Origin of the sequence: Thalassospira sp. HJ, assembly GCF_000948415.1 — a bacterium.
In the GTDB taxonomy this organism is placed as follows: Bacteria; Pseudomonadota; Alphaproteobacteria; order Rhodospirillales; family Thalassospiraceae; genus Thalassospira.
Genome location: NZ_JYII01000012.1, coordinates 430869 through 455962, shown reverse-complemented (window position 1 = coordinate 455962; position 25094 = coordinate 430869). Strand labels below are relative to the sequence as shown.

Sequence of the window (25094 nt, the reverse complement as noted above, 5' to 3'; positions counted from 1 at the left end):
CCATGATCTGTGCCGTTTGCGTCGGCGAGGCGGTATTTATCCCAAGGCGGACCTTGGCGCAACCCCAGAAATGGTTTTTTGACAAAAAATGTTCATCAATTCCGTGGCAATTCCCATATGCTACAAGATAGTATGCGAATGGATCGCAGGAGCTTGACGAAGCGCTACACCGTATCTTGACGGTGCCATAAGGGATGGACTTTACGAAAGACAATGAACCAGTTGCCTTCGGAACTTACCACAACCGGCCCCGCCACCGTTATCCTGCCACCACGGCAAACCCTGCCTGTGGTGTTTGCATCGCCGCATTCAGGCCGCCAGTACCCGCAGGATCTGATTGACCGGGCGCGGATCGGCGCGTTTGAGCTGCGCGCATCCGAGGACGCCTTTGTCGATCAGCTGTTCACTGCCGCCCCCAAGCTTGGCGCACCGTTGCTGTGTGCGACATTTCCGCGTGCCTATGTGGATGTGAACCGGGCGGCCATGGAACTTGATCCGCGGATGTTTGATGGCGATCTTCCCGATGACAACGAGATCAATTCGATGCGTGCGCTTTCGGGGCTGGGATCGATCCCGCGCGTGGTCAGTGGCGGGGTCGAGATTTACAAGACCCGCCTGCCCGCTGAAGAAGCGCTTTCGCGGATTGATACCTATTACCGGCCCTATCACAAGGCATTGCAAAAACTGATTGATCAGACGCGGGCCACGTTTGGCTATTGCATCCTGATTGATTGCCATTCGATGCCCGGGGATTCGTGCGACAGCATGAAAAACCGCGTTGATCTGGTGCTTGGCGATTGCTATGGAAGTTCCTGCCACCCGTCATTGACGCGGTTTGTGGAAGATTGTTTTCGCGATATGGGCTTTGCGCCCGCGCACAATGATCCATATGCCGGGGGTTATTGCACACGCCATTACGGTCGCCCGCAAGAACATGTGCACAGCCTTCAGATCGAGCTTTCACGAGCGCTTTATATGGATGAAACGACAATCAGCCCGCATCGCGGCTTTGACGTTCTGCGCGACCAGATGACCGATCTGATATCGCGCTTCCATGATCTCGACGGGAACCCGTTCTAATGACTGACGCCACCACCGCCACCAGTAACGCCACCGATACCAGTGACGTTTTGAGCGATCTGGTCATTCGCGATGCCGAACCCGAAGATTTTGAACGCATCACCGAGATTTACGGCCATCACGTTTTGCATGGCCTGGCATCGTTTGAAGAACGCGCGCCCGAAATCGCCGAACTGACATCGCGCTGGCAACATGTGCGCGAACGCGGCCTGCCTTATCTGGTGGCCGATGTTGACGGCCGGGTTGAAGGCTTTGCCTATGCCGGGGCGTACCGTACACGGCCCGCCTACCGTTTCACGGTCGAGGATACGATTTACATCGCCCCCGAAGTCGTCGGTAAAGGGGCTGGCAGCGCCTTGCTTTCGGAACTGATCAAACGGGTCACCGCCCTTGGCTATCGCCAGATGGTTGCCGTGATCGGCGATAGTGCGAATGTCGCGTCGATCGGGCTGCATGCGCGGCTGGGCTTCCGGGTTGCCGGTACGCTTCAGTCGGCCGGCTTTAAAATGGGCCGCTGGGTCGATAGCGTGATCATGCAGCGCGGCCTCGGTGACGGGGACAGCGACACCCCGGATGGCAATCCCACGCGCGAGAAATAGGCGCGAAACGGCTTGCAAACATTTCAAGGGGCGTTGTCACGGCATATCGGACAGCGCCCTTTTTCTAGGCGCCTGTGTCAGATGACCATGAGTTGATTTGCGCCGCACCATTTCACCAATTCCAAATAACATCAGTTACTCATCGGCTGAGCAGATGCTTGAAACTTGTCTAATTGGCTGAATTTAGGCAAAAAAGAAGGCCGCCTGTGACAGCGGCCCAAGTCTAGGGAGGAAACGTCCAAGAAACGAGCGACAAGTCGCTCGCCGGAATGCACTGCGTCCTACCGCAGCGCACAAATGGAGATTACTGATTCGATGGGGAGGGCGCAATAGCTTTTTGACTATTTTTTTGTCAAAAATATTACTGCTTCTTTTTTGCGCATTATTTTAAGGCATTGCCCCTCAAACGCCCGAAAATTTCACATCTCGCGGCTATTTTTTGATCATCGAAGAAAACAGAATTTTCGAAATAGAGCAGAGAATCGACGCGAATCCGAACTGCTTTGAGTCGGTCTGAAGCGGATTCCGGACCCATTTTGCGTATCGATTCCACCTTTCATGCGACAGGCGCGCTATGGTGTGCGGGGCTTAGCAAGCCTGACACGCTGATGGTCCGGACTGCTCATGCAGCTGCATGAGCGAGAGCGATGTCAGGGAGATTTCAGAGAGAATGGTGGCGTGGGCTGCGGCCGCTTTGGGCGCGGCTAACCGGCAGCAGGCCGTTTAGTTGACGCTGCGGTCGACAGACGGGGCGTTTGAGGCTGACGGGGTGGCCATGGCGCTGACGGTGTTGCGGCGGCCGGAATAGCCTTGGGCGACGAGATCATCGCGATCCCGGCGTTTTTTGGCGTCATACATGCGCTGATCGGCAAGATCGATCAGGTTCTGCGGCAGAGCAATGGCATCTTCGATGCGTTCGGACAGGCCAACACTGGCGCACTGCACCTTCCCGCTTTCAAGCATTGCCAGCCCCGGCGCCATAACGCGTTCAAGCACCTCGGCCGCGCGGGTACGGTCGAGTTCCGGCAGCAGAACAAGGAATTCCTCCCCGCCCCAGCGCACGACCATATCGGAACGGCGGAAGCGATGGATCAGGTTGTTGCCGACTTCGCCCAAGATGCGATCACCATAATCATGGCCGTAGCGGTCATTGATCTGCTTGAAGTCATCAAGATCAATGAAGGCAATGGTGTATGGGACCTTTTTGCGAAGCGCACCTTCGAAACTGACGCGGATCATTTCCATGCCAAAGGCGCGGGTATAACAATTGGTCAGCGGATCAATGGCGATTTCGTGCGCCGCCGTGATGGTGCGATAAAGCTGCACAAGGGCAGACACCAATGCCAGCGGCAGCAGGAAGGCTAGCAGCATTTCAAACGGCACAAAGCCGGTTTCAAGGCCGGATTGCGCACCAATGGCAAGCAACACCACAAAGGGCAGGGAAAGCAGCCCCGCCTCGACCAGGGTGACCGGCATGATGGCAATCATCATCACCAACCCGATCAAAAGGAAGCTGTGCGAGCTGTGCATATGGTCGGTTGCCAGCGGATCATTGCCGGCAAAGACACACAGCAAACTTGCCGCGACAATCAACATCAACATCGGAAGATACGGTAAGCGCCGCCTTAAGCGCGCACTGACCGCGCGATTGGTGAGAACCGCAAGCGCAACGCCGGCGACCAGAAGGCGCAGAATGAAGGTCTGCGAGGACCACATTTCAGAGGCAAAGGACCCATCCCAGAACGGGACGGCAATCATCAGAACAATAACGAAAAGAGCGGCAAAACGGGCGGAGAGCTGAATCGATTCCTTGCGACGCAGATGCAGAAGCTCTGCATGCCGTGGCGTGTAGAGAAAATCCCGATAGCAACATCGCCAGGTCTTTTTAGGCGGGCTGCTATTTTCCTGAGGGCCTGTATCCACGCGAACCGCTCCAACCAGATGATATCAGGCCAATTTCAGCCCGTTTTTTAGCAGGTTCATCGTTCCCTTATTTGGTCGAAGACACAACTATACATTAGGGTGGCGTAATGCAGCATAAGGATCAGAATACAGTTTAAAAACGGCAAATTTCGACCGCAAGATATTGATTCGTAAACAAAAAGTTAACGCGAAACCCACCATATCTGGCGGTAAAAAAAATTTCCTCGGGTCTTTCTACCGTGAGTCGAAAAATGACGTGCGGGATTTTTTATCGCAGAAACTGAAACGGCGCACCGGGTTTGCGGTGCGCCGTCCAAATTCACCCCAATTACAGGGTGGCTATGCCGTGGTATAGCGTCGTGATCGAAGCGAAGCAGATCAGCCCCAAAGTTCGCGATCAGGCAGACCCATGACACCGTTTTTAAATGTCAGGGCATGGTCGCGGTCCTTGGCCATCCAGATCGGCCCATCGAGATCGACAATGCGCGACATCGCACCGGTGATCATGGCCGGTGCCATGGCAAGCGATGTTCCGACCATGCAGCCGGTCATCAGTTGCATGCCGGCCTTTGATGCCGCCTCTGCCAGTTCGAGCGCGCCGGTGAGACCACCGGTCTTGTCGAGCTTGATGTTGATCATGTCATAGAGATTGGCCAGACGCGGAATGTCGGCCATCGTATGAACAGACTCATCAGCACACAGAAGCACCGGGCAATCGATATCGATCAGACCACCATCCTGCCCGGCAGGCAGCGGCTGTTCGATCATCTCGACACCAAGGCCGTCAAGTTCGGCACCGATATCTTCGAGCAGATCAAGCGACCAGGCTTCGTTGGCATCAACAATGATGCGCGCCTTGGGCGAGCCTTCACGCACAGCGCGGACCGACTCAAGGACATTTTCGCCATTGAGCTTGACCTTGAGCAGCGGCGCATGGGCAATCTTGCGGGCAGCTTCGCGCATATTGTCCGGCGTATCGATCGACAGCGTTTCCGCCGTGATCAATCCTTCCGGTGCCTTGTGCCCGATCAATTCCCAAACACGACGGCCCATACGCTTGGCTTCCAGATCCCAATAGGCACAGTCGACTGCATTACGTGCAGCGCCGGCCTTCATGGCGTCCTGAAGTTCCTTGCGGGTCATGCCACGGTCAAGGGCGTCTGCCTGTGCTTCGATGTCGGCAATGACACCTTCGACCGTTTCGTTATACCGGGCATAGGGAACGCATTCCCCGTACCCGGTATGTGTGCCGTCGCTAAGCGTCACCTTGACCACATGTGCCTCGGTCCGTGCCCCGCGCGAGATCTTGAAGACCTGTGCGAGAGGGAAGACTTCGGAAATCACACTGAGTTTTGGCAACTTAGATCTCCTGGAGTTTGTCGACCAGCGGCGCGACACCGGTACGAACCGGGTCAACAGCCGGAAGACCGAATTCGGCTTCGATGTCCGCGAGAAGCTTTTTGGCTGCTGCGTCGTCAAGCGCCTTGGTGTTGATCGCGAAACCGACAACCTTGCAATCCGGGTTGGTCAGTTTTGCGTGTTGCAGGTTGACCTCGAGGCAGGTTTTCAGATCCGGCAGCTTGTAACCCGGCAGACCACGCATGTGTGCGCGGGTCGGCTCGTGGCAGACAACAAGTGCGTCCGGCTGGGAACCGTGGATCAGGCCCATGGAAACACCGGCGAAGGATGCGTGGAACAGGCTGCCCTGCCCTTCCATGACGTCCCAGTGATCGGCGTCATTGGCCGGTGCGATGGTTTCAACAGCGCCCGAGATGAAGTCGGAAATCACGGCGTCAACCGAGATGCCTTCGCCCGCGATAAAGATACCGGTCTGGCCGGTAGCACGGAAATCAGACTTGATGCCGCGCTTTTTGAATTCGGCGTCAATCGCAAGGGCGGTGTACATTTTACCAACCGAGCAGTCGGTACCAACTGCCAGAACGCGCTTACCGGAACGTTTTTCACCGTTACCGACCGGCACCTTGCCATCGAAGTGGCGAACGTCAAACAGGCTGACACCTTTGGCAGCAGCGGCTTCGACCAGTTCCGGAATGGTGGTAAGACGGGTGTGCAGACCGTTGGCGATGTCCATACCGGCATCGATTGCAGCCAGCAGGGTTTCCATCCATGCCGGGCCGATGATGCCGCCACGGTTGGCAACGCCAAGCACCAGGGTTTTAACGCCTGCTGCCTTGGCTTCGGCGATCGACATTTCCGGCAGACCAAGATCAGCCTGACAGCCCGGCAGGCTCAGCTGACCGACGCACCATTCCGGGCGCCACTGCTTGATGCCGATTGCGGTTTTTGCAGCCAGTTCGTCCGGCGCGTCACCAAGAAACATAAGATACGGATGTGCGATTTTCATAATACCTCCTTGACCAGCATCCAAACGCTGCTCTTAATATTGTGGCGGGACTATAGCGCAATCTGGTAGGATCGTTCCAGAGATATGAAACGATATCTTCGACGATCCAACCGATATTTCGTCTATAATTCTAAAAAACACGACAATAACGAAATTAAATACAATAGTCTTCGAAGACCAACATCCTTTCTTGTGAATTTGTTCGGGAATGGCCCGAAAAACGCAAGAAAATGCAATTTTGAAGGACTGGCGTGAAAGCGCCCGACTACACATGAGCACCGATCTCAAGACGTGGCTATCCGAGCGAAAAATCGAAGAAGTCGAATGCATTGTTCCGGACATGTCCGGCGTTGCCCGCGGCAAGGTTCTTCCGACACAGAAGTTCCTGAAGGGGCTGGAGGCCAAAAGCCTTGCCATCCCCGAAGCAATTTTCTGCCTGACGGTGACCGGCGGCTACCCGGAGGAGACCGATGCGTTCCTTGACCCGGCCGAAAAGGACGTGGCCATGGTGCCGGACCCGGACACCGTACGCGTCGTGCCGTGGTACGAGGAGCCAACGGCCCAGATCATCTGCGACTGTTTCCATTTTTCCGGCGAAGAAGTTTCAACGTCCCCGCGCGGCGTGCTGAAACGCGTTCTCAAGGCTTTTGAGGAACGCGGCATGAAGCCCGTGATTGCGCCCGAACTTGAATTTTATCTGGTGGCAAAGAACACCGACCCCGACAACCCGCTTGAGCCGCCGATTGGCCGTTCGGGTCGTCCGGAACGTGCATCGAACGCCTTTGGCATTGATGCGATCAACGAGTTCGATCCGCTGATTGAAGACCTTTATGACTATTGCGAGGCCATGGATATCGATGCCGATACCATGAGCCACGAGTCGGGCCCGGCCCAGCTTGAAATGAACTTCAACCATGGTGATCCGCTTGAACTGGCCGACCAGGCCTTCCTGTTCAAACGAACCCTGCGTGAAACGGCACTCAAGCACGGTGTCTATGGCACGTTCATGGCCAAGCCGATGGGCAACCTTCCGGGCAGCTCGATGCATATCCACCAGAGTCTTCTTGATATCAAAACCGGCAAGAACCTGTTTGCCGATGATGACGGGGAAAACTCCAAGCTGTTCCTGAACTATATTGGTGGTCTGCAGCGTTACCTACCGGCTGCCATGCCGCTTCTGGCACCGAACATGAACAGTTATCGCCGTTTGCAGCCCTGGTCGGATGCGCCGATCAACATGCACTGGTCGCTTGATAACCGTACGGTCGGCTTGCGCCAGCCAAACGGCCCGCCCGCAGCACGCCGTATTGAAAACCGCTTGCCGGGGGCGGATGCCAACCCGTATCTGGCGGTTGCCGCATCGCTTGCCTGTGGTCTTTTGGGGATTCTCGAAGAAGTCGATGCCACCTCCCCGATCGAAGGGTCCGGCTATGATCGTGCGCATTCTCTGCCGCGTCACATCCATGAAGCACTTGCGAAATTCCAACGTTGCAAGCCACTCAAGGAGCTTCTGGGCGAGGAATTCGCCGCCGCCGTCATCGCGGTGAAGGAGGCGGAATGGGATGCCTATCAGACCGTGATCAGCGCGTGGGAGCGTGAGCACCTACTGCTGAACGTATAAAAGACGCCTGTCGAATTTTGCGCCGGGTATTGCCGCCCAGCGCAAGAATATTGCATGTTAAATGCACAATTTTCTAATTGATGCGAAAAATGCACATTTTTCCATCTTGTATTTGACAATATCCCAAAGCATTCGAAGGATATTGACATTATCCCCGGGTTCTGGGGGAGCAGACAACAGAACCGTAAACTTTCAAACGCTGCCACATGGGAGGCTCAGCGAAATGAAATCTCTTCTTAAAACATCAAGTCTTGTTGTGTTTGCGGCAGCCGTATCCGGCTTTGCCACGAGCGCATCGGCACAGGAAGTTCTCAACGTTTATAACTGGTCGGATTATATCGGCGAGAACACGATTGCGAATTTCGAAAAGGAATACGGCGTCAAGGTCAACTATGACGTTTATGATAGCGTTGAATTGCTTGAGGCCAAATTGCTGGCAGGCAATTCTGGCTATGACATCGTCGTCCCGACCCTCGCCGATGCTGAACGCTTGATCAAAGCTAAAATGTTCCAGCCGATTGATAAATCCAAACTGTCAAACTACGGCAACCTTGATCCAGCGATTCTCAAGCAGCAGGCAAAATCCGACCCGGATAACACCTATGCAGTACCGTATTTCTGGGGCACGAACGGTTTTGGCTATAACGTTGCCAAAGTTAAAGAAGTACTCGGAGACGACGCCCCTGTCGACAGTTGGGCTCTGGTCTTCGACCCTCAATATGCTGAAAAGATATCGGAATGCGGCTTTAGCCTGTTAGATAGCGCAAGTGAGGTTGTTCCACTGGTCAATTTCTATCTGGGCAATGTGCCAGAGGGTGAACCGACGAAGGAATCGATTGAAAGCTCCTTTACACAGCTTGAAAAAATCCGCCCATATGTGACTTACTTCCATAGCTCTCAGTACATTAACGATTTGGCCAATGGCAATCTCTGTGTTTCCATCGGTTGGTCTGGTGATGTTGGTCAAGCAGCAACACGCGCCGAAGAAGCCGGCAACGGCAACGAGATCAAATATGTCATTCCGAAGGAAGGCACCCTGATCTGGTTTGATACCATGATGATCCCGGAAGATGCACCGAACCCGGATCTGGCGCACAAGTTCATCGACTATGTGCTGCGCGCCGATGTCGAGGCTGATATTGCGAATTACGTGGAATATGCCTCGCCAAATATCGCAGCTCTGCCATTAATCGACGAAGATTTACGCAATGATCCGGGCATCTACCCACCGCAGGAAGTAAAAGAACGCCTCAGGTCCAAGGTCGAGCCTGATTCCCGGTTGCTGCGCACCCGCACCCGTCTGTGGACGAAGCTTAAAACCGGTCAGTAAGATCGCCTAGGAATGTGATCTTTAATCTTTGCGAAGGGCGCGACATGGTTCGCGCCCTTTTGCTTTTACCGCTGACGTCAGCCCGCCAGTGACTCGCACTCAACGGCATCGACAGGGTACATATGAAGCCATTTCAGCGCCTGCCACTCTGCATCAGATTGCACATTTTCTGAACACTCCATACCGTTTTACTGCCAATTTAGGCATCAAATGGCGATGGATGTTCAAAATATCGCACACTACTCTTTACAGATTGCAGAATTGCTTCATCCTGTTATCAGGAAGAACCGACCTTATCAGCAGTGCAGCAACATCAAACGATTGCGCACCAGGTCATCAGGGGCTGACGTCTGGTTTAATCGGTTCATCTTGACATTGAACAAGGGGAGAATGCTGGTGTCAGAGGCGGTTTTGGAGCGCGTGCACGAGGATGTGCACAAGACGCAACCTTGGAACAATCCGGACGCGGTTCCCTATATCCGCTTTGAGAATGTGACCAAGAAATTCGGCGACTTCTATGCCGTCGATGATGTTTCCCTTGATATCTATCGCCATGAATTGTTTGCCCTTCTGGGCGGATCAGGTTGCGGCAAAACCACGCTTTTACGCATGCTGGCCGGGTTCGAAGAACCGACATCGGGCAAAATTTATATCGATGGCGTCGATATGGCCGGTGTTCCGGCCTATGAGCGCCCGACCAACATGATGTTCCAGTCCTATGCCCTGTTCCCGCATATGAGTGTCGAGCAGAATGTTGCCTTCGGCCTTGTCCAGGACGGGGTTTCGCGCAGCGAGATCAAGGAACTGGTCGCCGACATGCTTGACCTTGTGCAGATGACCAAATTTGCCAAACGCAAACCCCATCAGCTTTCGGGTGGTCAGCGCCAGCGTGTGGCGCTTGCGCGCTCTCTTATAAAACGGCCAAAAGTGCTGTTGCTTGACGAACCGCTGGGTGCGCTTGACAAGAAACTGCGCGAACAGACCCAGTTTGAACTGGTCAATATTCAGGAAAAGGTCGGCACCACCTTTGTCATGGTGACCCATGACCAGGAAGAAGCCATGACCATGGCATCGCGCATTGCCGTGATGAATGAAGGGGTGATCAACCAGATCGGCACCCCGTTCGAGCTTTATGAATATCCCAACAGCCGCTACACCGCGAACTTCCTGGGTCAGGTCAACCTGATCGAAGGGGTTCTCGTTGATGACGATGAAAAATATGCCGTCATCAAATCCGAGGAAGCCGGTTGCGATATCTATATCGACCATGCGGTTCAGGGCCATCAGGGCATGACATTCTGGGCGGCCCTTCGCCCAGAACGCCTGCGCATCACCAAGGAAGCGCCGGCAGATGCCAAATACAATTGCGTATCGGGCAAGGTTGAAGAGATCGGCTATCTTGGCGGTATTTCGACCTATCACGTACGCCTTGAGAGCGGTAAACGCATCAAGGTGACCGAGCCGAACTCCACCCGCCAGATCGAGCCACGCTATACGTGGGAAGACACGGTTTGGGTATCGTGGGAGGCCGGGGCTGCTTCGGTTCTGAACAAATGAGCAGTGACAAGCTAAGCTTAAAGCAAAAATTTGATCGCTGGATGATCAAACACGGCCGGGTGCTGGTGATCGGCATTCCGTATTTCTGGCTGTTTTTGTTCTTCCTTGTGCCGTTCCTGATCGTTCTCAAGATCAGCTTTTCCATGGCCGAATATGCGCAGCCGCCTTACACGTCGCTGTTCGAATGGATTGATGAAGGCATCACGATCACGCTTAATTTCGGGAACTATCTGTTCCTGCTATCTGACAGCCTTTATGCCACGGCATATCTGAACTCGATCCGGATTGCGGCGATTTCGACCATCATCACGCTTCTGATCGGCTATCCGATGGCGTATGGCATTGCGCGTGCGCAAGGATCGATGCGCAGTGTGCTTCTGATGCTTGTCATCCTGCCGTTCTGGACCAGCTTCCTGATCCGTGTTTATGCATGGATCGGCATTCTGGATCGTGAAGGTCTGATCAACGCATTCCTGCTGTGGGCAGGGATTATTTCCGAGCCGCTGATCATGCGTCAGACCGAATTCGCGGTCTATGTCGGCATTGTTTATACCTACCTGCCCTTCATGATCCTGCCGCTGTATTCCACACTCGAAAAGATGGATGTCAGCCTGGTCGAAGCTGCCCTTGATCTGGGCTGCAAGCCCTGGCAGGCCTTTGCCAAGATCACGCTGCCGCTTTCGATGCCGGGCATTCTCGCAGGATCGCTTCTGGTCTTCATTCCGGCCGTTGGCGAGTTCGTCATTCCGGAACTTCTGGGTGGCCCGAACACGCTGATGATTGGTCGAACGCTTTGGAACGAGTTCTTTGCCAACCGTGACTGGCCGATTGCATCGGCGGTGGCGATTGCGATGCTGCTGTTCCTTGTCGTTCCGATCATGTGGTTCCAGCATATCCAGACCAAGCAGGAGGAAGGCCAGCAATGAGCAGCAAACGTTCAACCTTCCTGATTTCGGCCTTGGTGTTTGGCTTTGCCTTTCTTTATGTGCCGATCCTGCTTGTCATCATCTATTCCTTTAACGAGGGCAAGCTGGTGACCGTCTGGGCAGGCTTTTCGACCAAGTGGTACGTGTCGCTGTTTTCCAATGACGGCATGATTGATGCCGCCTGGAACAGCCTGCGGATCGGGGTGATGTCAGCCACCCTCGCGCTTGCGCTTGGCACGCCAGCCGGGCTTGTCATGTCACGCTTTGGCAGGTTTAAGGGACGCACCCTGTTTTCGGGTATGATTGCCGCACCGCTTGTCATGCCGGAAGTCATTACCGGTCTGTCGCTTCTGCTGTTGTTTGTAACACTGGAACAAATGATTGGCTGGCCGGCGGGTCGTGGTCTTTCGACGATCACGATTGCGCATACGACCTTCTGTGCGGCCTATGTCGCGGTTGTCGTGCAGTCGCGCCTGTCGGGGATGGATACCTCGGTCGAGGAAGCGGCAATGGACCTTGGGGCAAAGCCTGCGAAAATCTTCTTTGTCATCACGCTTCCGATGATCCTGCCGGCCCTTCTGGCCGGTTGGTTGCTGTCCTTCACCCTGTCGCTTGATGACCTTGTGATTGCAAGCTTCGTTGCCGGTCCGGGATCGACGACACTGCCGATGAAGGTGTTCTCGTCGGTGCGCCTTGGCGTTTCGCCCGAGATCAACGCGCTTGCGACCCTGATCATTCTGGCGGTGTCAGTGATGATCGTGATTGCCAGCCTGATGATCCTGCGGTCGGAACGGATGCGCAGCCGGGCATCCGCCGGGGCCGAGGCACAGCCTTAAGCCCCCACACAGGCATAAGACATAAAAAAGCAGCGCCGAACACATCATTCGGCGCTGCTTTTGTTTGGGCATTTAAAGCCTTGTGATCAGCTATCCGTCTCGGCCGCGCGGCGCATCATTTCACGGCAATGCATGCCCGGTGCGGAAACCTGCCAATAGGAGACAACGGCTTCTTCGGCAGCCTCTTCGAAATCAATGATCAGATTGTTGAGCGCGTTCTGCTCCATGAGCTTTTTGACGCGATCAGGCAACTGCGACATCTGCCACAGGCCAAGAACCAGCGCATAGGATGAGCGCATCAGCTTGCTGGCATCTTCCGGCGTGATTTCATAAAGCTCTGCCAAGGCATCGGCGGTACGTTTGACCATGGATGCCAGGAAGCGGCGCTGGTTGACGACCATTTCATCGTCAGAGCCGGATTCCAGAACCCCTTGCGACAATGACGCCAGATGCAAGAACTTGTCGTTCTTGACCAGGAATTGAACGAACTGGCGAGCGACACGGGTTGAATCCCGTTCTTCCGGCCGACGCAGGGCTTCCTGATCAATGACATCAAGATTGTTCTCAAACCACTCTTTCTGGAAATGACGCAGCACTTCAAGGAACAGTGCTTCCTTGCTTGAGAAATAAAGGTAAAGCGTGCCTTTGGCGAGGTTGGCCTTGCGCGCAACTTCGGCAGCCGACGGCAACGTCCCATCGCCTTCCATATAAAGCTTGCGAGCAGCTTCCAGAATATCGGCACGACGTTTTAGTTTCTGCTCGTGACTACGAGCACGAACAAGATTGTCTTGTTCCATTTGATTAACTTCCCCCAACGTATTTTCCCCGCGCATATTATTGCATTTTAATTCACCTAAAAGTCAAACTGCAGGTTTGGAATAAATGAATAAAATCCATGAAGCATTGAAGATTCACGGTTTTTTCCACCAAAGCACCTACGTTATCAGATGAATTCCGGTCACATAAAACCAATCACGACAGAGAAAACGAACAAATTGCCGAATTTGGTACAGTTTTTCGCACGAGTCGCACTTATTGCGCAAAAGGTATAATAACCGAAATCCAAGAAAAACCGGGAATATCGCCTCATTCCGCATCATGAAATCACCAGCCCCTACTCCTTCAGACAGGTAGCTCGGTTGTGCGTTTGACTTCGCGCAGCGTGATGACGGTCTGGACGCGTTCGACGCCGGGCAGCTGGGTCAGGACTTCGCTGTGGATGCGTTCGTAGTCGGCCGTATCGCTATAGACGACATGAACGAGATAGTCGCTTTGCCCGGCCAGCAAATAACACTCGACGACTTCGGGAACCTTTTGAATTTCCTTTTCAAAGGTTTCGAGTGCCTCGCGGGTCTGGCGGGTGATCGCGATATTGACGAACGCGTTGCCCGGCTTGCCGATCCGGGCGGGATTGAGAAGCATGGTGTAGTGATCAATGAAGCCGGCTTCTTCAAGCAGCCGTACACGCCGCAGGCAGGCAGAGGCCGAAAGGTTTACCTTTTCAGCGAGTTCCGCATTGCTGATGCGACCGTCTTTCTGCAGCAAACGCAGAATCATCCGATCTCGTTCGTCCATCTCCATTCGAACAATCCTCCGACGTCACCGTCTTTCTGTTGAATTATATAGCAATGATACCATCAAATTCCCCTTGAATTGAAGATTAATTGCCCGATTTTTAGGGTATCATTCAAGAATAATGACAAAAGAGGCGGCAGCACGTTCTAACCGCCCGGGAATCCCCGGAAACGCCGTGGAGTTCCCCCGATTGCCACCGTTATTGTCGGGAGAAAACGACATGCTGATTGGTGTTCCAAAAGAGATCAAAAACCATGAATATCGCGTCGGACTGACGCCAAGTTCAGTCCGCGAACTCGTTGCCCATGGCCATAAGGTTCAGGTTGAAACCCTGGCCGGTGCCGGGATCGGCTTTGCCGATGAGGATTACGTTGCCGCCGGTGCGACGATTGCCGGCACGGCATCGGAAATCTTTGCCAGTGCGGAAATGATCATCAAGGTCAAGGAACCGCAAAAGGTCGAGTATGAGCAACTCCGCGAAGGGCAATTGCTGTTTACCTATTTGCATCTGGCACCGGACCCGGATCAGACGGCCGGTCTGGTCAAATCCGGCGTGACGGCGATTGCCTATGAAACCGTGACCGACCGATCAGGTGGCCTGCCGCTTCTGGCTCCGATGTCGGAAGTTGCCGGGCGCATGGCGCCGCAGGTTGGGGCCGCAGCCCTTCAGAAAGCCAATGGCGGACGCGGTATGCTACTCGGTGGTGTACCCGGCGTGGCGCCAGCCAAGGTCGTCGTCATTGGCGGCGGGGTTGTCGGCACCAATGCGGCGCGCATTGCCGCCGGCATGGGGGCGGATGTGATCATTCTTGATAAAAACGTCAAACGCCTGACCTATCTTGATGATCTGTATGGCCCGCGCATCAAAACCCAATATGCCACCATCGATGATACCGAGGCCTATGTGCTTGAGGCCGATATGGTTGTCGGGGCGGTTCTGGTTCCGGGGGCTGCCGCACCGAAACTGATCAAGAAAGAGCAGCTATCGCGCATGAAACCGGGATCGGTGATTGTCGATGTCGCGATTGATCAGGGCGGATGTTTTGAAACGTCCAAGGCAACGACCCATGCCGATCCGACCTATATCGTCGATGATGTCGTGCATTATTGCGTGGCCAATATGCCGGGCGCGGTTGCGCGCACATCGACCTTTGCGCTGAATAACGCCACCCTGCCCTTTGCGCTGGCCCTTGCCGACAAGGGTTGGAAGAAAGCCTGTCAGGATGATCCGCACCTGGCAGCAGGTCTTAACGTCCATGCAGGCAAGATCACCTATAAGGCCGTGGCCGACGCGCTGGGCTATGATCACTTGCCGCTGGAAAGCGCACTGACCTAAAGGCCTGAAGGCCCAAACCCGATCATGAAAAAGGGCGCCAGATGGCGCCCTTTTTGTTTGGTTGTCTGCAAAACAGATCGCAGATCAGAATTCGACCTGTGTGACGTCACGCACCGCACCCTGATCGGCACTGGTCGCCATGGCGGCATAAGCACGCAGGGCGGTTGAGACCTTGCGCTTACGTGGTTTGGCCGGACGCCATGCTTCGGGCCCTTTGGCTTCCATCGCCTGACGGCGAGCCGCCAAGGTCGCGTCATCAACAGCGATCTTGATCGAGCGGTTCGGGATGTCGATTTCGATCATGTCACCCGGCTCGATCAGAGCAATGTCACCGCCAGCGGCAGCTTCAGGGGAAACGTGACCGATCGAAAGACCCGAGGTTCCGCCCGAGAAGCGACCATCGGTGACCAGCGCGCAGGCCTTACCAAGGCCCATCGATTTCAGATAGCTGGTCGGATAGAGCATTTCCTGCATGCCCGGACCACCTTTGGGGCCTTCATAGCGGATGACGACCACGTCACCTTCCTTGACCTCGCCACCAAGAACCTTGGCAACGGCTTCGTCCTGGCTTTCGCAAATCACGGCCGGGCCGGTGAATTTCAGGATGCTTTCATCGACACCGCCGGTTTTGACCACACAGCCATTGGCGGCCAGGTTGCCAAACAGAACGGCAAGACCGCCATCCTGGCTATAGGCATGTTCGACGTCGCGAATGCAGCCTTCTTTTTCATCGAGATCAAGGTCGTCCCAATAGCGTTCCTGACTGAACGCGGTTTGTGACGGCACGCCACCCGGCATGGCACGGAAGAACTTGTGCACGGCTTCGTTGGTGGTGCGCTTGATGTCCCATTTTTCAAGGGCATCGGCCATGGTTTTCGAATGCACGGTTGACACATCGGTGTGCAGCAGGCCCTTGCGTTCGAGTTCACCCAGAATACGCATGATGCCGCCAGCACGATGGACGTCTTCCATGTGGAACATCGGATGGTTCGGAGCGACTTTTGACAGATACGGGATCTTGCGCGACAGGCGATCCATATCGGCCATGGTGAAGTCGACTTCGGCTTCCTTGGCAATGGCGAGCAAGTGCAGGACCGTGTTGGTCGAACCGCCCATGGCGATATCAAGTGCCATGGCGTTTTCAAACGCCTCAAACGTTGCGATCCCGCGCGGGGTCGCGCCGATGTCTTCTTCTTCGTAATAACGGCGTGCGAGCTTGACCGAGGTGCGGGCTGCTTCAAGGAAGAGTTCCTTACGCGCCGCATGGGTTGCCAGCACCGAACCGTTACCCGGCAGCGCAAGGCCAAGGGCCTCGGCCAGGCAGTTCATCGAGTTGGCCGTAAACATGCCAGAGCATGAACCACAGGTCGGGCATGCCGAACGTTCAACAGTTTTGACCTGTTCGTCCGAGATTTTCGGATCAGCTGCCTGCACCATGGCATCGACCAGATCCAGGTGATGTTCCTTGCCATCGAGGATGACCTTGCCGGCCTCCATCGGGCCGCCAGAAACAAACACAGCAGGAATGTTAAGGCGCATTGCAGCCATCAACATGCCCGGGGTGATCTTGTCACAGTTGGAAATGCAGACCATCGCATCGGCGCAATGGGCATTGACCATGTATTCGACGGAATCGGCGATGATTTCGCGCGACGGCAAGCTATAGAGCATGCCGTCATGGCCCATGGCGATACCGTCATCAACCGCAATGGTGTTGAATTCCTTGGCAACGCCGCCGGATGCCTCGATCTCGCGGGCGACCATCTGACCGAGGTCCTTGAGGTGCACGTGTCCGGGCACGAACTGGGTGAAGCTGTTGACGACCGCGATGATCGGCTTGTCAAAATCTTCGTCTTTCATGCCAGTGGCGCGCCAAAGGCCGCGCGCACCTGCCATGTTGCGGCCGTGTGTTGTTGTACGGGACCGATATTCCGGCATGGAAGGAACCTCTCTTTACATCACTGGTGGCGTTTCTTGCGGGCGCCAGAACCGAAGCCCTGCGCCCTCTATATATGACTGCGTTCTAGCACAGTATTCGCGCGCTTTGACAGTTTTTTGCCTGAAAATGTCGCCAAATTCCGTCATACGGTACGATTGCTACGCGACAGTAAAAACGGCCATGGTTCCGTGACGCATTTTGGGCGATGATTTCTACCCGCAGAGTTTGCGTATCATCAGGCTTCTACCAGTGCCATGGCGCGCCTTTGTGACCCAATTCACAGGTTTTGCCATAATTGGGTTCAAAACCTATCCCTAATATCCGAAAAACCACACCATTGGATAGGCGACCTTTAACCAAACAACAAATACTTTAAGGAGGATTATCGCCGCCAGGCGATTCTCCCACTCCCATTCTCACCCCGGACCCTCATACAGGTTCGGGGTTCTTTTTTGCCCGGATTTCGGGACGGAAACCACCATCTTGTAACTGCGCGCTTTAAAGGATGCTCTGAACACTTTAATGTCAGGGCAAGAACTGCTTGGGTTCAATCCCTTATCCAGACCATCAGGTGGAGATCCGCACATCCATGTCCGACCAACTCAAGACACTGTTGCGTCGTGGACTGACTGCGCATGAGGGCAATCGCCCCGAAGAAGCCGAGAAAATCTATCGCGCTGCCCTTGCCATGTCACCGGGCAATGCGGAGGTCGAGCATCTTCTTGCCACCCTTCTGAACGGGCTTGGCCGCCACCGCGAGGCGCTTGAGCTTTTCGAGAACTGCCTGTCGAGCTTTGCCGCCAACCCGGCGGTGCGATGCAATTATGCCATTGCGCTGGAAAGTTCCGGGCAGATCGACAAGGCGATTGACCAGTTCAAGCAGGCGCTGAGTTACCATGGGGATTTCCCCACGGCCCTTTATCACCTTGCCCGGCTTGAAATTCCGCGCGGCCATCTTGGTCAGGCGATGGATCTTTTGGGACGGTTGCTTGGCCTGAAACCCAATCATTACGAAGGGTTGCTGCTGTTCGGGCAGACCTTGCATGATCTGGGCCAGGAAGAAGCAGCGCTTAAGTCGCTTGAACATGCCGCCGAGGCCGCCGGCATTTCGCCAGAGATGATTTGCCGGGTGGGATCGGCGTTTTTGCGGCTTGGCTATCCGGAACTTGCGCAGAACCTGTTTCAGCGTGCGCTAAGCATTGATGCCAAATATGTTGCTGGCCTGCGCGGGCTTGGACAGTCGCTTGCCCATCAGGGGCAATACTCCAAGGCGGTTGCGATTTTAAAAACCGCGCGCCGCCTGACCAAGGAAACCGACGATATTGATCTGGTTCTGGCCGATATCACCCTGCGCTGTGGGGATCTTGATAGCACAATCAAGACACTTACCAGTCTAATTGAGACATCCCAGGATAATACGACAGCAGATGCATTGTTGATCCGGGCACGTGCCAAGCTTGGCACCACCGACGGCGCGACGCACGCCAAGGCAGCCAAGGAATGGGCCAAGCATCACATGCCGATTGCGGCCCTTCCAGCCTTTGGCAATAGCCGCCAATCGGACAAGCGCCTGCGCATCGGATGGATTTCGCCGTTCTTCTGTCAGCATCCATCCTTCGGACTTTTGAGTGCGCTTGCGCGTCATCTGAACCGGCATGAGATCGAGCTGTTTTTATATTCCGCGACCCCGCGCCCCGATGACGTCACCCGGCAATGGCAGGTGATGGCAGATGGCTGGCGCGAGGTGTGCGGGCAAGACCCGATGCAAATTGCCGATCGCATCCGCAAGGACAAGGTCGATATCCTGATTGATGTCTGTGGCATCCACCCAACCCAACCGATAGAGGTCTTTGCGCTTAAGGCAGCCCCGGTGCAGGCAAGCCTTTCCGCGATCACGACAGGCATGGCGGAAATGGATTACCTGATCGGGCACAAGGATGTGTTTGGCGGTGACCTGTCTGAGAACAAGAAGTTTTCCGAGCGCCCCTACCCGCTGGCGCTTGGCCCGTATCTTCCGGCAGAACTTGACGATGCCCTGCCACTGGCCCCGCTTCCGGCAGCGATTGGTACTGAAATCATCCGGTTTGGCTGCATCGACCGACTGGCCAATATCAGCAACGAAACGCTTAATTGCTTTGCGCGGATCCTCAACAAGGTCGGCAACAGCCGCATTGTCATTCAGGATGATGTGCTTGAAGATTCCTATGCTGCCAAGACGTTCCTTGATCGCGCCCGCCAAGCCGGGATCAAACGCGACCGGCTTGATCTGGCAGGCGCGGTAAAGCCGAAAGATCGCGCAAGCCTCTATGCCCAGATTGATATCGGGCTGGCACCGTTTCCCGCCATCAGTCTTGAGAACTATTACGAGATGCTGTGGTTTGGCATTCCGTTTGTGTCGCTGGCTGATGATCGGCCGGGTTCACGGCTTGGCCTGGCGGTGTTGAGTGATATCGGGCTTGGTGCGCTGTGTGCCGAAACCGAAAAGGGTTATGTCGATAAATGCATCATGCTGGCATCCGACCTTAAAGCGCTGGCCAGCATTCGCGAGAACATGCGCGACCGCATTCGTGGCAGCCGTGCCTTCCACGGCCCGGCCGTGGCGGCGGAGTTCGAGGAAGCCTGTCGCGAGATGTGGCAGAACTGGTGCCTAGGCAACCAGTAGCCCGGAAAACCGGACCGACGTTTAGCCCATATTGCTCAGGATGTGATCAACAGCCGCCGCCAAGTTATCAGCGATGAAATCGGCTTCCTGGGCTTCGGGCAGGATGGCTTCCTTGGCCCCGTGACCGGTTCTGACCATGATCGCACGCGCACCGGCGCGATGCCCGGCGCGGATATCATTGATGCGATCCCCGACAAGAATGCTTTCAGCCAGACTGATGGCGAAATCCTCGCTTGCGGCCAGAAGCATGCCCGGTTCGGGTTTGCGGCAAGTGCTTTCGCGGCCGTAATCGCCCTGCCCGGTTGGATGATAGGGCGAATAATAGATACCCTGCACCGATGCGTTGTGATCAGAAAGTTGGCCCAAAAGCGCCTTATGGATTTCAAGCAGCTGATCTTCGGTGAGGTAGCCGCGTGCGACACCGGACTGGTTGGTCACCACAATCACCGGGAGCCCCGCGTCATTAAGGCGTCTGATCGCCTCCCCGGCCCCCTTGATCAGTTTGAGGTCGGCAACGTCCGAAAGATAATGGACTTCCTCGTTGATCACACCGTCGCGGTCCAGAAACACGGCGGAAACCGGGTGGCGTTGATCGCGAAAGCGCGGTGCCGGATCGATCAGGTGACGTTTGACAGATTGATGGACAGAGCCGGTCATCAGGGGCCTTTTGCATGGTCAAATTTTGCCAACAATGGCGCAAAGCCATTTGCAAAAGCAAGGCTTCACAAGTCACGCCGCATTTTTCTGCAGCGCGAAAAAGAAATTGGTATTACCATTATTCACTTGCAGAGCAACTGGAAGACGTGACAATTTCCCTGCAAGTCACGCCTTGGAGCGTGATGTATTAAATCTGCTTTGCTTTGCCGAGGACATTCTTCTGTCCGGCGAGGAAAGGTCAGCAGCGCGTAGAGGATCTACGGGCAAGGACCTTGACGCTGCAGGCCAGAAGAATGCCCCGGCCCGAAGGGTTTGTTTTTGGCATCCTTTTGCTGCGTTACACCGCTTGACCGATGCACCGCATCGCTCTGCGCGCTGTGCCTAGCCAAAGGACGCCAAAAGCAAACAAAGTGAACCAGATTTAATACATCACGCTCGTAATAATAAGACCTTCAAGGAATAGCGTTCTATGTTTGCCGATATTTTTGCGATTTTGGCCCCGGTTTTTATCACCACCGGACTGGGATATTTCTGGGCCCGCGCCGGCAAGCATTTTGACACCAACCTTGTCACATCCATTGTCACCTATTTCGCAACGCCGTGCCTGACCTTTGCAGCCCTTGCGACGGTCGAGCTTGGCGGTGATACGCTGGTTCTGATGGGGACAGCCGCCCTTGCCGCGAACGTGATCTTTGCCCTGATCGGCTGGCCGGTTCTTAAGGTTTTCAATCTGTCACCGCGTACCTATCTGCAATCGCTGACCTGGCCGAATGTCGGTAACGTTGGCTTGCCGCTTTGTATGCTGGCTTATGGGCAGGAAGGGCTTGCGCTTTCAGTCGCGTTCTTTGCCGCCTATGTCGTGATCCAGCTGACCGTCGGTGTGGCGTTTGTATCGGGCAGTTTTTCGATCCGGTCACTCGCCAAGATGCCGATCATTCCCGCCACCCTGATTGCAACGGGCTTTTTGGCCACCGAAACCCCGGTGCCGGAATGGCTTTACAACACCACCAACCTGATTGGTCAGCTGACTATTCCGTTGATGCTGTTTACCCTTGGTGTGTCGCTGGCTAAACTGCGCCCGGTCAGCCTTGCGCGCAGCACGGCCCTTAGCGTGCTTCGTCTTGGCATGGGCTTCGGGGTTGGTTTCGGCCTGTCGGAAGTCATGGGGCTGACGGGCATGGAACGCGGGGTTGTGATCCTGCAATGTTCGATGCCGGTTGCCGTGTTCTGCTACCTGTTTGCGCAGCTTTATAACCGCGAACCGGAAGAAGTTGCTGGTGTTGTCATCAGCTCAAGCTTCCTGGCCGCTGTCGCGCTGCCCGCCCTTCTGTGGTACGTGCTGTAACCCGACGCACCACAGGGCACACAGCCGAAGCTTACTTGACGATCAGGCGGTATTCGCCGCCTGTGCCATCTTCCTTGTCGGCATAAAATCCGATAGCGCATTCAAACCGGCCCTTTTCAAGGTCCGGGTCGCCATGTTCAGCTGCCTGTTCCATCACGTGATCGCGGCAGTCCGCCAGATCGTCATAGGTCGCCTCGGATATCTTCACCCGGGTCGGCTGACTGACATCCGGGACGTATACCGAAGTGACATGTTCCCAAGGCGCGGCGTCATCGGGCCACAAAACATCGGCAATGTGGCGGTGCGGGTTGCCCAGACTAACCACCGCCAGTGCCGCAATCCCGGCAGCCAGAATTGCGCGCCGTAGCATTCTTGTATTCATTCGTATCCTTTATGCGCCTTTGCGGCCAAGCGCTGCGAAATCGATCCTTGGCATCGGTGCATCATATTCAAGATGGTAGTCATCCAGTGGTGGCGGCGCCTGACCGGTCACCGCCAGAAGTGCATGTACCTGCCCGCGTTGGTGGGTCTGATACACAAAGAGATGTGACAGGATATCCGCCACGGTTTCAAACGTCTTGCTGCCTTCTTCGCGGATCAGTTCGACACTGCGAATGGCGTCCTTGTCGTTCAGCTGTTCGCAAAAGGCCATCAGCCGCATGTCCGTATCGCGCTGGGCGGCGGCCAGTTTGTCGATGGCGGTAAACGGCATTTCATTGGCAAGACAATCCCGACCACGTCCACCGCCGACCAGTGCATCAAGGTAGTACCAGTCATTGGTCAGGATATGGTTCAGGGTTTCAAGAATGGAAGATGAAAACGCTGTTCGTTTGGTGTTGCGTTCGTCATCCGTCAATTTCTGACAGACACCATACAAACGGTGGTTGGACCAGGCGTTGTTACGCGCCTGATGGAAAAACGATGTGCCCGGCATACCTCAAGTGTCCCAACTTTCAGCGTCCTGTCACATTCTTGTTGAGAAACTCAACCGGTCACAGGATGCGCATGGTTTAGCGGACCGTTTCCTTTGCCAAAGTTTGGTGCGGTTCGGATGGCTTCACGAACGAAAGCCCGTGCGCGGGCAACGGAATCACTTAATCCCATGCCCTGAGCCAGCCCGGTTGCAATGGCACTTGCAAGCGAGCAGCCCGTACCATGATTATTTTCAGACGGAATGCGCGTGCCTTCGAAACCTTCGACATCGCCATCCCGGCGCCACAAGATATCGACGATTTTGTCCCCGTCTGCGTGACCACCTTTTATCAGGACGGCCTCTGCGCCCAGATCGCCAATTTTGTGCACTGCAGCAATCATATCACTTTCAGAGGTGATTTTCATACCCGATAGTACTTCTGCCTCGGGAATATTTGGCGTCAGCACACTGGCAAGCGGGATCATATGGGTGATCAGGGCTTCGACTGCGTCTTCCTGAAGCAGGCGTGAACCGCTTTGCGATACCATCACAGGGTCAACAACGACCGGAATACCGTTAGCCTTTGATTTGATAAATTCCGCCACGGCGGTGATCACCGGCACGGAATGCAGCATACCCGTTTTAAGCGCATCAGCCCCGATATCATCAATCGTAACCGTCGCCTGATGGACGATCATGTCCGGATCGATGCCAAGAACGTCGAAGACTCCGGTGGTGTTTTGCACCGTAAGTGCGGTGATCGCAGTTGCAGCATAACCGCCAAGAGCGGTCACCGACTTGATATCGGCCTGAATGCCAGCCCCGCCGGAACAGTCCGACCCGGCAATAATCAAGACACGACCCTTCATACGATCCTTCCTTATCCTGCAGATATCAGGTTTTCTTCACGCTGCCCGGTTAACCGGCGACGGCGGTGATTTCAGCAACGATGCCATCAACGATCTGTTCGACCTTGATCGCGTCGTCGCCCTCGGCCATGACGCGGATCAGCGGTTCTGTACCGGACTTGCGGATCAACACGCGGCCATCGCCGTTAAAGGCGCGCTCGGCCGAGGAAATGGCTTCAATCACGCTGTTTTGCGCCAGCGGATCGCTTCCAGCACTATAGCGCACGTTTTTAAGGATCTGCGGCAGCGGTTCGAACACGCGGCTCAGTTCCGAAACCGGGCCTTCACGGCTGGCAAGAACGGCCAGTACCTGAAGCCCGGCCAGAAGACCATCACCGGTCGATGCGAAGTCCGAGAGCACAATATGGCCGGACTGTTCGCCGCCAACATTGCAATCAAGGGCACGCATCTGTTCAACGACATAGCGATCACCGACCTTGGTGCGGATCAGGCGGACATCGTTGCTTTCAAGGTAGCGTTCCAGACCCAGGTTCGACATCACGGTCGCGACCAGCGCATTACCGCGCAGCTGACCGGTGCGCTTCCAATGGGTCGCAACAAGGCCCATCAACTGGTCCCCATCGATCAGCTGGCCTTTTTCATCACACATCTGAACGCGGTCGGCATCGCCATCAAGGGCAATCCCGACATCGGCCTTTTCGGCCAGAACACGGTCACACATGGTTTTGGTATGGGTCGAGCCGCACTGGTCATTGATGTTAAGACCATTCGGGCTGGTGCCGATTTCAATCACGTCGGCCCCAAGTTCACGCAGTACCTTGGGTGCGACGGAGTAGCCAGCCCCATGGGCACAATCGAGAACGATACGAAGGCCTTCAAGCGTGACAGAGCCCGGCAGGGATGATTTGACGGCCTCGATATAGCGGCCCGGGGCATCATCAATACGCTTGGCACGGCCAAGCGTATTGGCAGGGACCAGTTTACCCGACAGGTCACTTTCCATCAGGGCTTCAAGTTCAAGTTCGACCTCGTCAGACAGCTTAAAGCCGTCGGGGCCAAACAGCTTGATGCCGTTATCCTGAAACGGGTTGTGCGAGGCCGAGATCATCACACCAATATCAGCACGCATCGATTTGGTCAGCATGGCCACAGCCGGGGTCGGCATCGGGCCGACCAGCATGACATCCATCCCCATCGAGGTGAAACCGGCAACAAGGGCAGGTTCAAGCATATAGCCAGACAGTCGGGTATCCTTGCCAATCACGACCTTGTGGCGGTGATTGCCACGGGTGAAATAGTGGCCAGCGGCCATCCCGACTTTCAGGGCGACCTCGGCGGTCATCGGGGCCGTGTTGGCGGTTCCGCGGATACCATCGGTGCCAAAATATTTGCGGCTCATACTCTGTGTCTCTGCTTGCGTTGCGGGCATTGCTGCCCCGTCGATCAAATCTGACTGCCGGTTATATCAAAGTGACGTCGCAATGCCACTGGCAATCGGCATATTTCGCCAAGGATTGTAACGGAAAACTGGCGACCAATCCGTTAACAGGCGAACAAGGTC

General features: G+C 55.2%; 21 protein-coding genes. 10 read left to right on the top strand and 11 right to left on the bottom strand.

The genetic code is table 11. From position 1 onward, the window contains the following. Nucleotides 1–213 precede the first annotated feature (213 nt). Nucleotides 214–1080, top strand: coding sequence for an N-formylglutamate amidohydrolase (locus UF64_RS10980; protein WP_044828602.1), 867 nt, complete (start codon nt 214–216; stop codon nt 1078–1080). Continuing rightward, the gene (locus UF64_RS10975; protein WP_082049709.1) at nt 1080–1679 is read left to right on the top strand and encodes a GNAT family N-acetyltransferase; all 600 of its coding nucleotides are present in this window, start codon (nt 1080–1082) and stop codon (nt 1677–1679) included. Before UF64_RS10980 ends, UF64_RS10975 begins: the two co-directional genes overlap by 1 nt. Before the next feature lie 723 nt (nt 1680–2402). Here the strand turns inward: UF64_RS10975 and UF64_RS10970 are convergent. The 3 genes from UF64_RS10970 to dgcN form a co-directional block, all read right to left on the bottom strand. Continuing rightward, a complete protein-coding gene (locus UF64_RS10970; protein ID WP_044828601.1) occupies nt 2403–3602 on the bottom strand; it encodes a diguanylate cyclase in 1200 nt (399 codons plus the stop codon). Nucleotides 3603–3980: 378 nt separating this feature from the next. Next, the gene (gene dgcA, locus UF64_RS10965; protein WP_044828600.1) at nt 3981–4961 is read right to left on the bottom strand and encodes an N-acetyl-D-Glu racemase DgcA; all 981 of its coding nucleotides are present in this window, start codon (nt 4959–4961) and stop codon (nt 3981–3983) included. A 1-nt stretch (nt 4962) separates the two neighbouring features. Further along, nucleotides 4963–5967 (bottom strand): N-acetyltransferase DgcN, encoded by a 1005-nt coding sequence (gene dgcN, locus UF64_RS10960; protein ID WP_044828599.1) that lies wholly within the window; start codon nt 5965–5967, stop codon nt 4963–4965. 271 nt (nt 5968–6238) lie between these two features. Here dgcN and UF64_RS10955 point away from each other — a divergent pair, with 271 nt between their 5' ends. The 5 genes from UF64_RS10955 to UF64_RS10935 all read left to right on the top strand — a co-directional run bounded on the left by UF64_RS10955 (nt 6239) and on the right by UF64_RS10935 (nt 12237). Further along, on the top strand, nt 6239–7588 hold the full coding sequence (locus UF64_RS10955) for a glutamine synthetase family protein (RefSeq protein WP_044828598.1): 1350 nt from the start codon (nt 6239–6241) through the stop codon (nt 7586–7588). A 223-nt stretch (nt 7589–7811) separates the two neighbouring features. Beyond that, entirely contained in the window at nt 7812–8918 is a 1107-nt protein-coding gene (locus UF64_RS10950) for a polyamine ABC transporter substrate-binding protein (protein WP_044828597.1), read from the top strand. Nucleotides 8919–9308: 390 nt separating this feature from the next. Beyond that, on the top strand, nt 9309–10475 hold the full coding sequence (locus UF64_RS10945) for an ABC transporter ATP-binding protein (RefSeq protein WP_044828596.1): 1167 nt from the start codon (nt 9309–9311) through the stop codon (nt 10473–10475). Continuing rightward, the gene (locus UF64_RS10940) at nt 10472–11401 is read left to right on the top strand and encodes an ABC transporter permease subunit (protein ID WP_044828595.1); all 930 of its coding nucleotides are present in this window, start codon (nt 10472–10474) and stop codon (nt 11399–11401) included. The genes UF64_RS10945 and UF64_RS10940 overlap by 4 nt, the downstream gene beginning before the upstream one ends. Further along, nucleotides 11398–12237, top strand: a complete 840-nt coding sequence (locus UF64_RS10935; RefSeq protein ID WP_044828594.1) for an ABC transporter permease subunit — start codon at nt 11398–11400, stop codon at nt 12235–12237. The genes UF64_RS10940 and UF64_RS10935 overlap by 4 nt, the downstream gene beginning before the upstream one ends. An 86-nt stretch (nt 12238–12323) precedes the next feature. Here the strand turns inward: UF64_RS10935 and UF64_RS10930 are convergent, their stop codons facing one another. Both UF64_RS10930 and UF64_RS10925 read right to left on the bottom strand, forming a co-directional pair. Then, complete coding sequence (locus UF64_RS10930; RefSeq protein ID WP_044828978.1) at nt 12324–13034, bottom strand: TetR family transcriptional regulator; 711 nt, start codon at nt 13032–13034, stop codon at nt 12324–12326. A 325-nt stretch (nt 13035–13359) separates the two neighbouring features. Then, nucleotides 13360–13812 (bottom strand): Lrp/AsnC family transcriptional regulator, encoded by a 453-nt coding sequence (locus tag UF64_RS10925; RefSeq protein ID WP_249741897.1) that lies wholly within the window; start codon nt 13810–13812, stop codon nt 13360–13362. A 220-nt stretch (nt 13813–14032) separates the two neighbouring features. Between UF64_RS10925 and ald the strand changes: the two genes are divergently transcribed. Then, nucleotides 14033–15148, top strand: a complete 1116-nt coding sequence (ald, locus tag UF64_RS10920; protein WP_044828593.1) for an alanine dehydrogenase — start codon at nt 14033–14035, stop codon at nt 15146–15148. A gap of 84 nt (nt 15149–15232) precedes the next feature. On the opposite strand, the gene ilvD is transcribed toward ald, so the two are convergent. Further along, the gene (ilvD, locus tag UF64_RS10915; RefSeq protein ID WP_044828592.1) at nt 15233–17086 is read right to left on the bottom strand and encodes a dihydroxy-acid dehydratase; all 1854 of its coding nucleotides are present in this window, start codon (nt 17084–17086) and stop codon (nt 15233–15235) included. A gap of 590 nt (nt 17087–17676) precedes the next feature. Here ilvD and UF64_RS10910 point away from each other — a divergent pair. Further along, complete coding sequence (locus UF64_RS10910; protein ID WP_044828591.1) at nt 17677–19749, top strand: glycosyltransferase family 41 protein; 2073 nt, start codon at nt 17677–17679, stop codon at nt 19747–19749. A gap of 21 nt (nt 19750–19770) precedes the next feature. Here the strand turns inward: UF64_RS10910 and UF64_RS10905 are convergent, their stop codons facing one another. Beyond that, nucleotides 19771–20406: an HAD-IIIA family hydrolase gene (locus tag UF64_RS10905; RefSeq protein ID WP_052657583.1), complete on the bottom strand. Its 636-nt coding sequence runs from the start codon at nt 20404–20406 to the stop codon at nt 19771–19773. 469 nt (nt 20407–20875) lie between these two features. On the opposite strand from UF64_RS10905, the gene UF64_RS10900 reads away from it, so the two are divergent. Beyond that, on the top strand, nt 20876–21751 hold the full coding sequence (locus UF64_RS10900) for an AEC family transporter (protein ID WP_044828590.1): 876 nt from the start codon (nt 20876–20878) through the stop codon (nt 21749–21751). A gap of 31 nt (nt 21752–21782) precedes the next feature. On the opposite strand, the gene UF64_RS10895 is transcribed toward UF64_RS10900, so the two are convergent. The 4 genes from UF64_RS10895 to glmM are packed head-to-tail and all read right to left on the bottom strand — an operon-like array spanning nt 21783 to nt 24932. Beyond that, the gene (locus UF64_RS10895; protein ID WP_152630671.1) at nt 21783–22121 is read right to left on the bottom strand and encodes a hypothetical protein; all 339 of its coding nucleotides are present in this window, start codon (nt 22119–22121) and stop codon (nt 21783–21785) included. 21 nt (nt 22122–22142) lie between these two features. After that, nucleotides 22143–22685 (bottom strand): DinB family protein, encoded by a 543-nt coding sequence (locus tag UF64_RS10890; RefSeq protein WP_044828588.1) that lies wholly within the window; start codon nt 22683–22685, stop codon nt 22143–22145. A gap of 50 nt (nt 22686–22735) precedes the next feature. Next, the gene (gene thiD / locus UF64_RS10885) at nt 22736–23533 is read right to left on the bottom strand and encodes a bifunctional hydroxymethylpyrimidine kinase/phosphomethylpyrimidine kinase (protein WP_044828587.1); all 798 of its coding nucleotides are present in this window, start codon (nt 23531–23533) and stop codon (nt 22736–22738) included. A gap of 49 nt (nt 23534–23582) precedes the next feature. Then, nucleotides 23583–24932: a phosphoglucosamine mutase gene (gene glmM, locus UF64_RS10880; RefSeq protein ID WP_044828976.1), complete on the bottom strand. Its 1350-nt coding sequence runs from the start codon at nt 24930–24932 to the stop codon at nt 23583–23585. Nucleotides 24933–25094 lie beyond the last annotated feature (162 nt).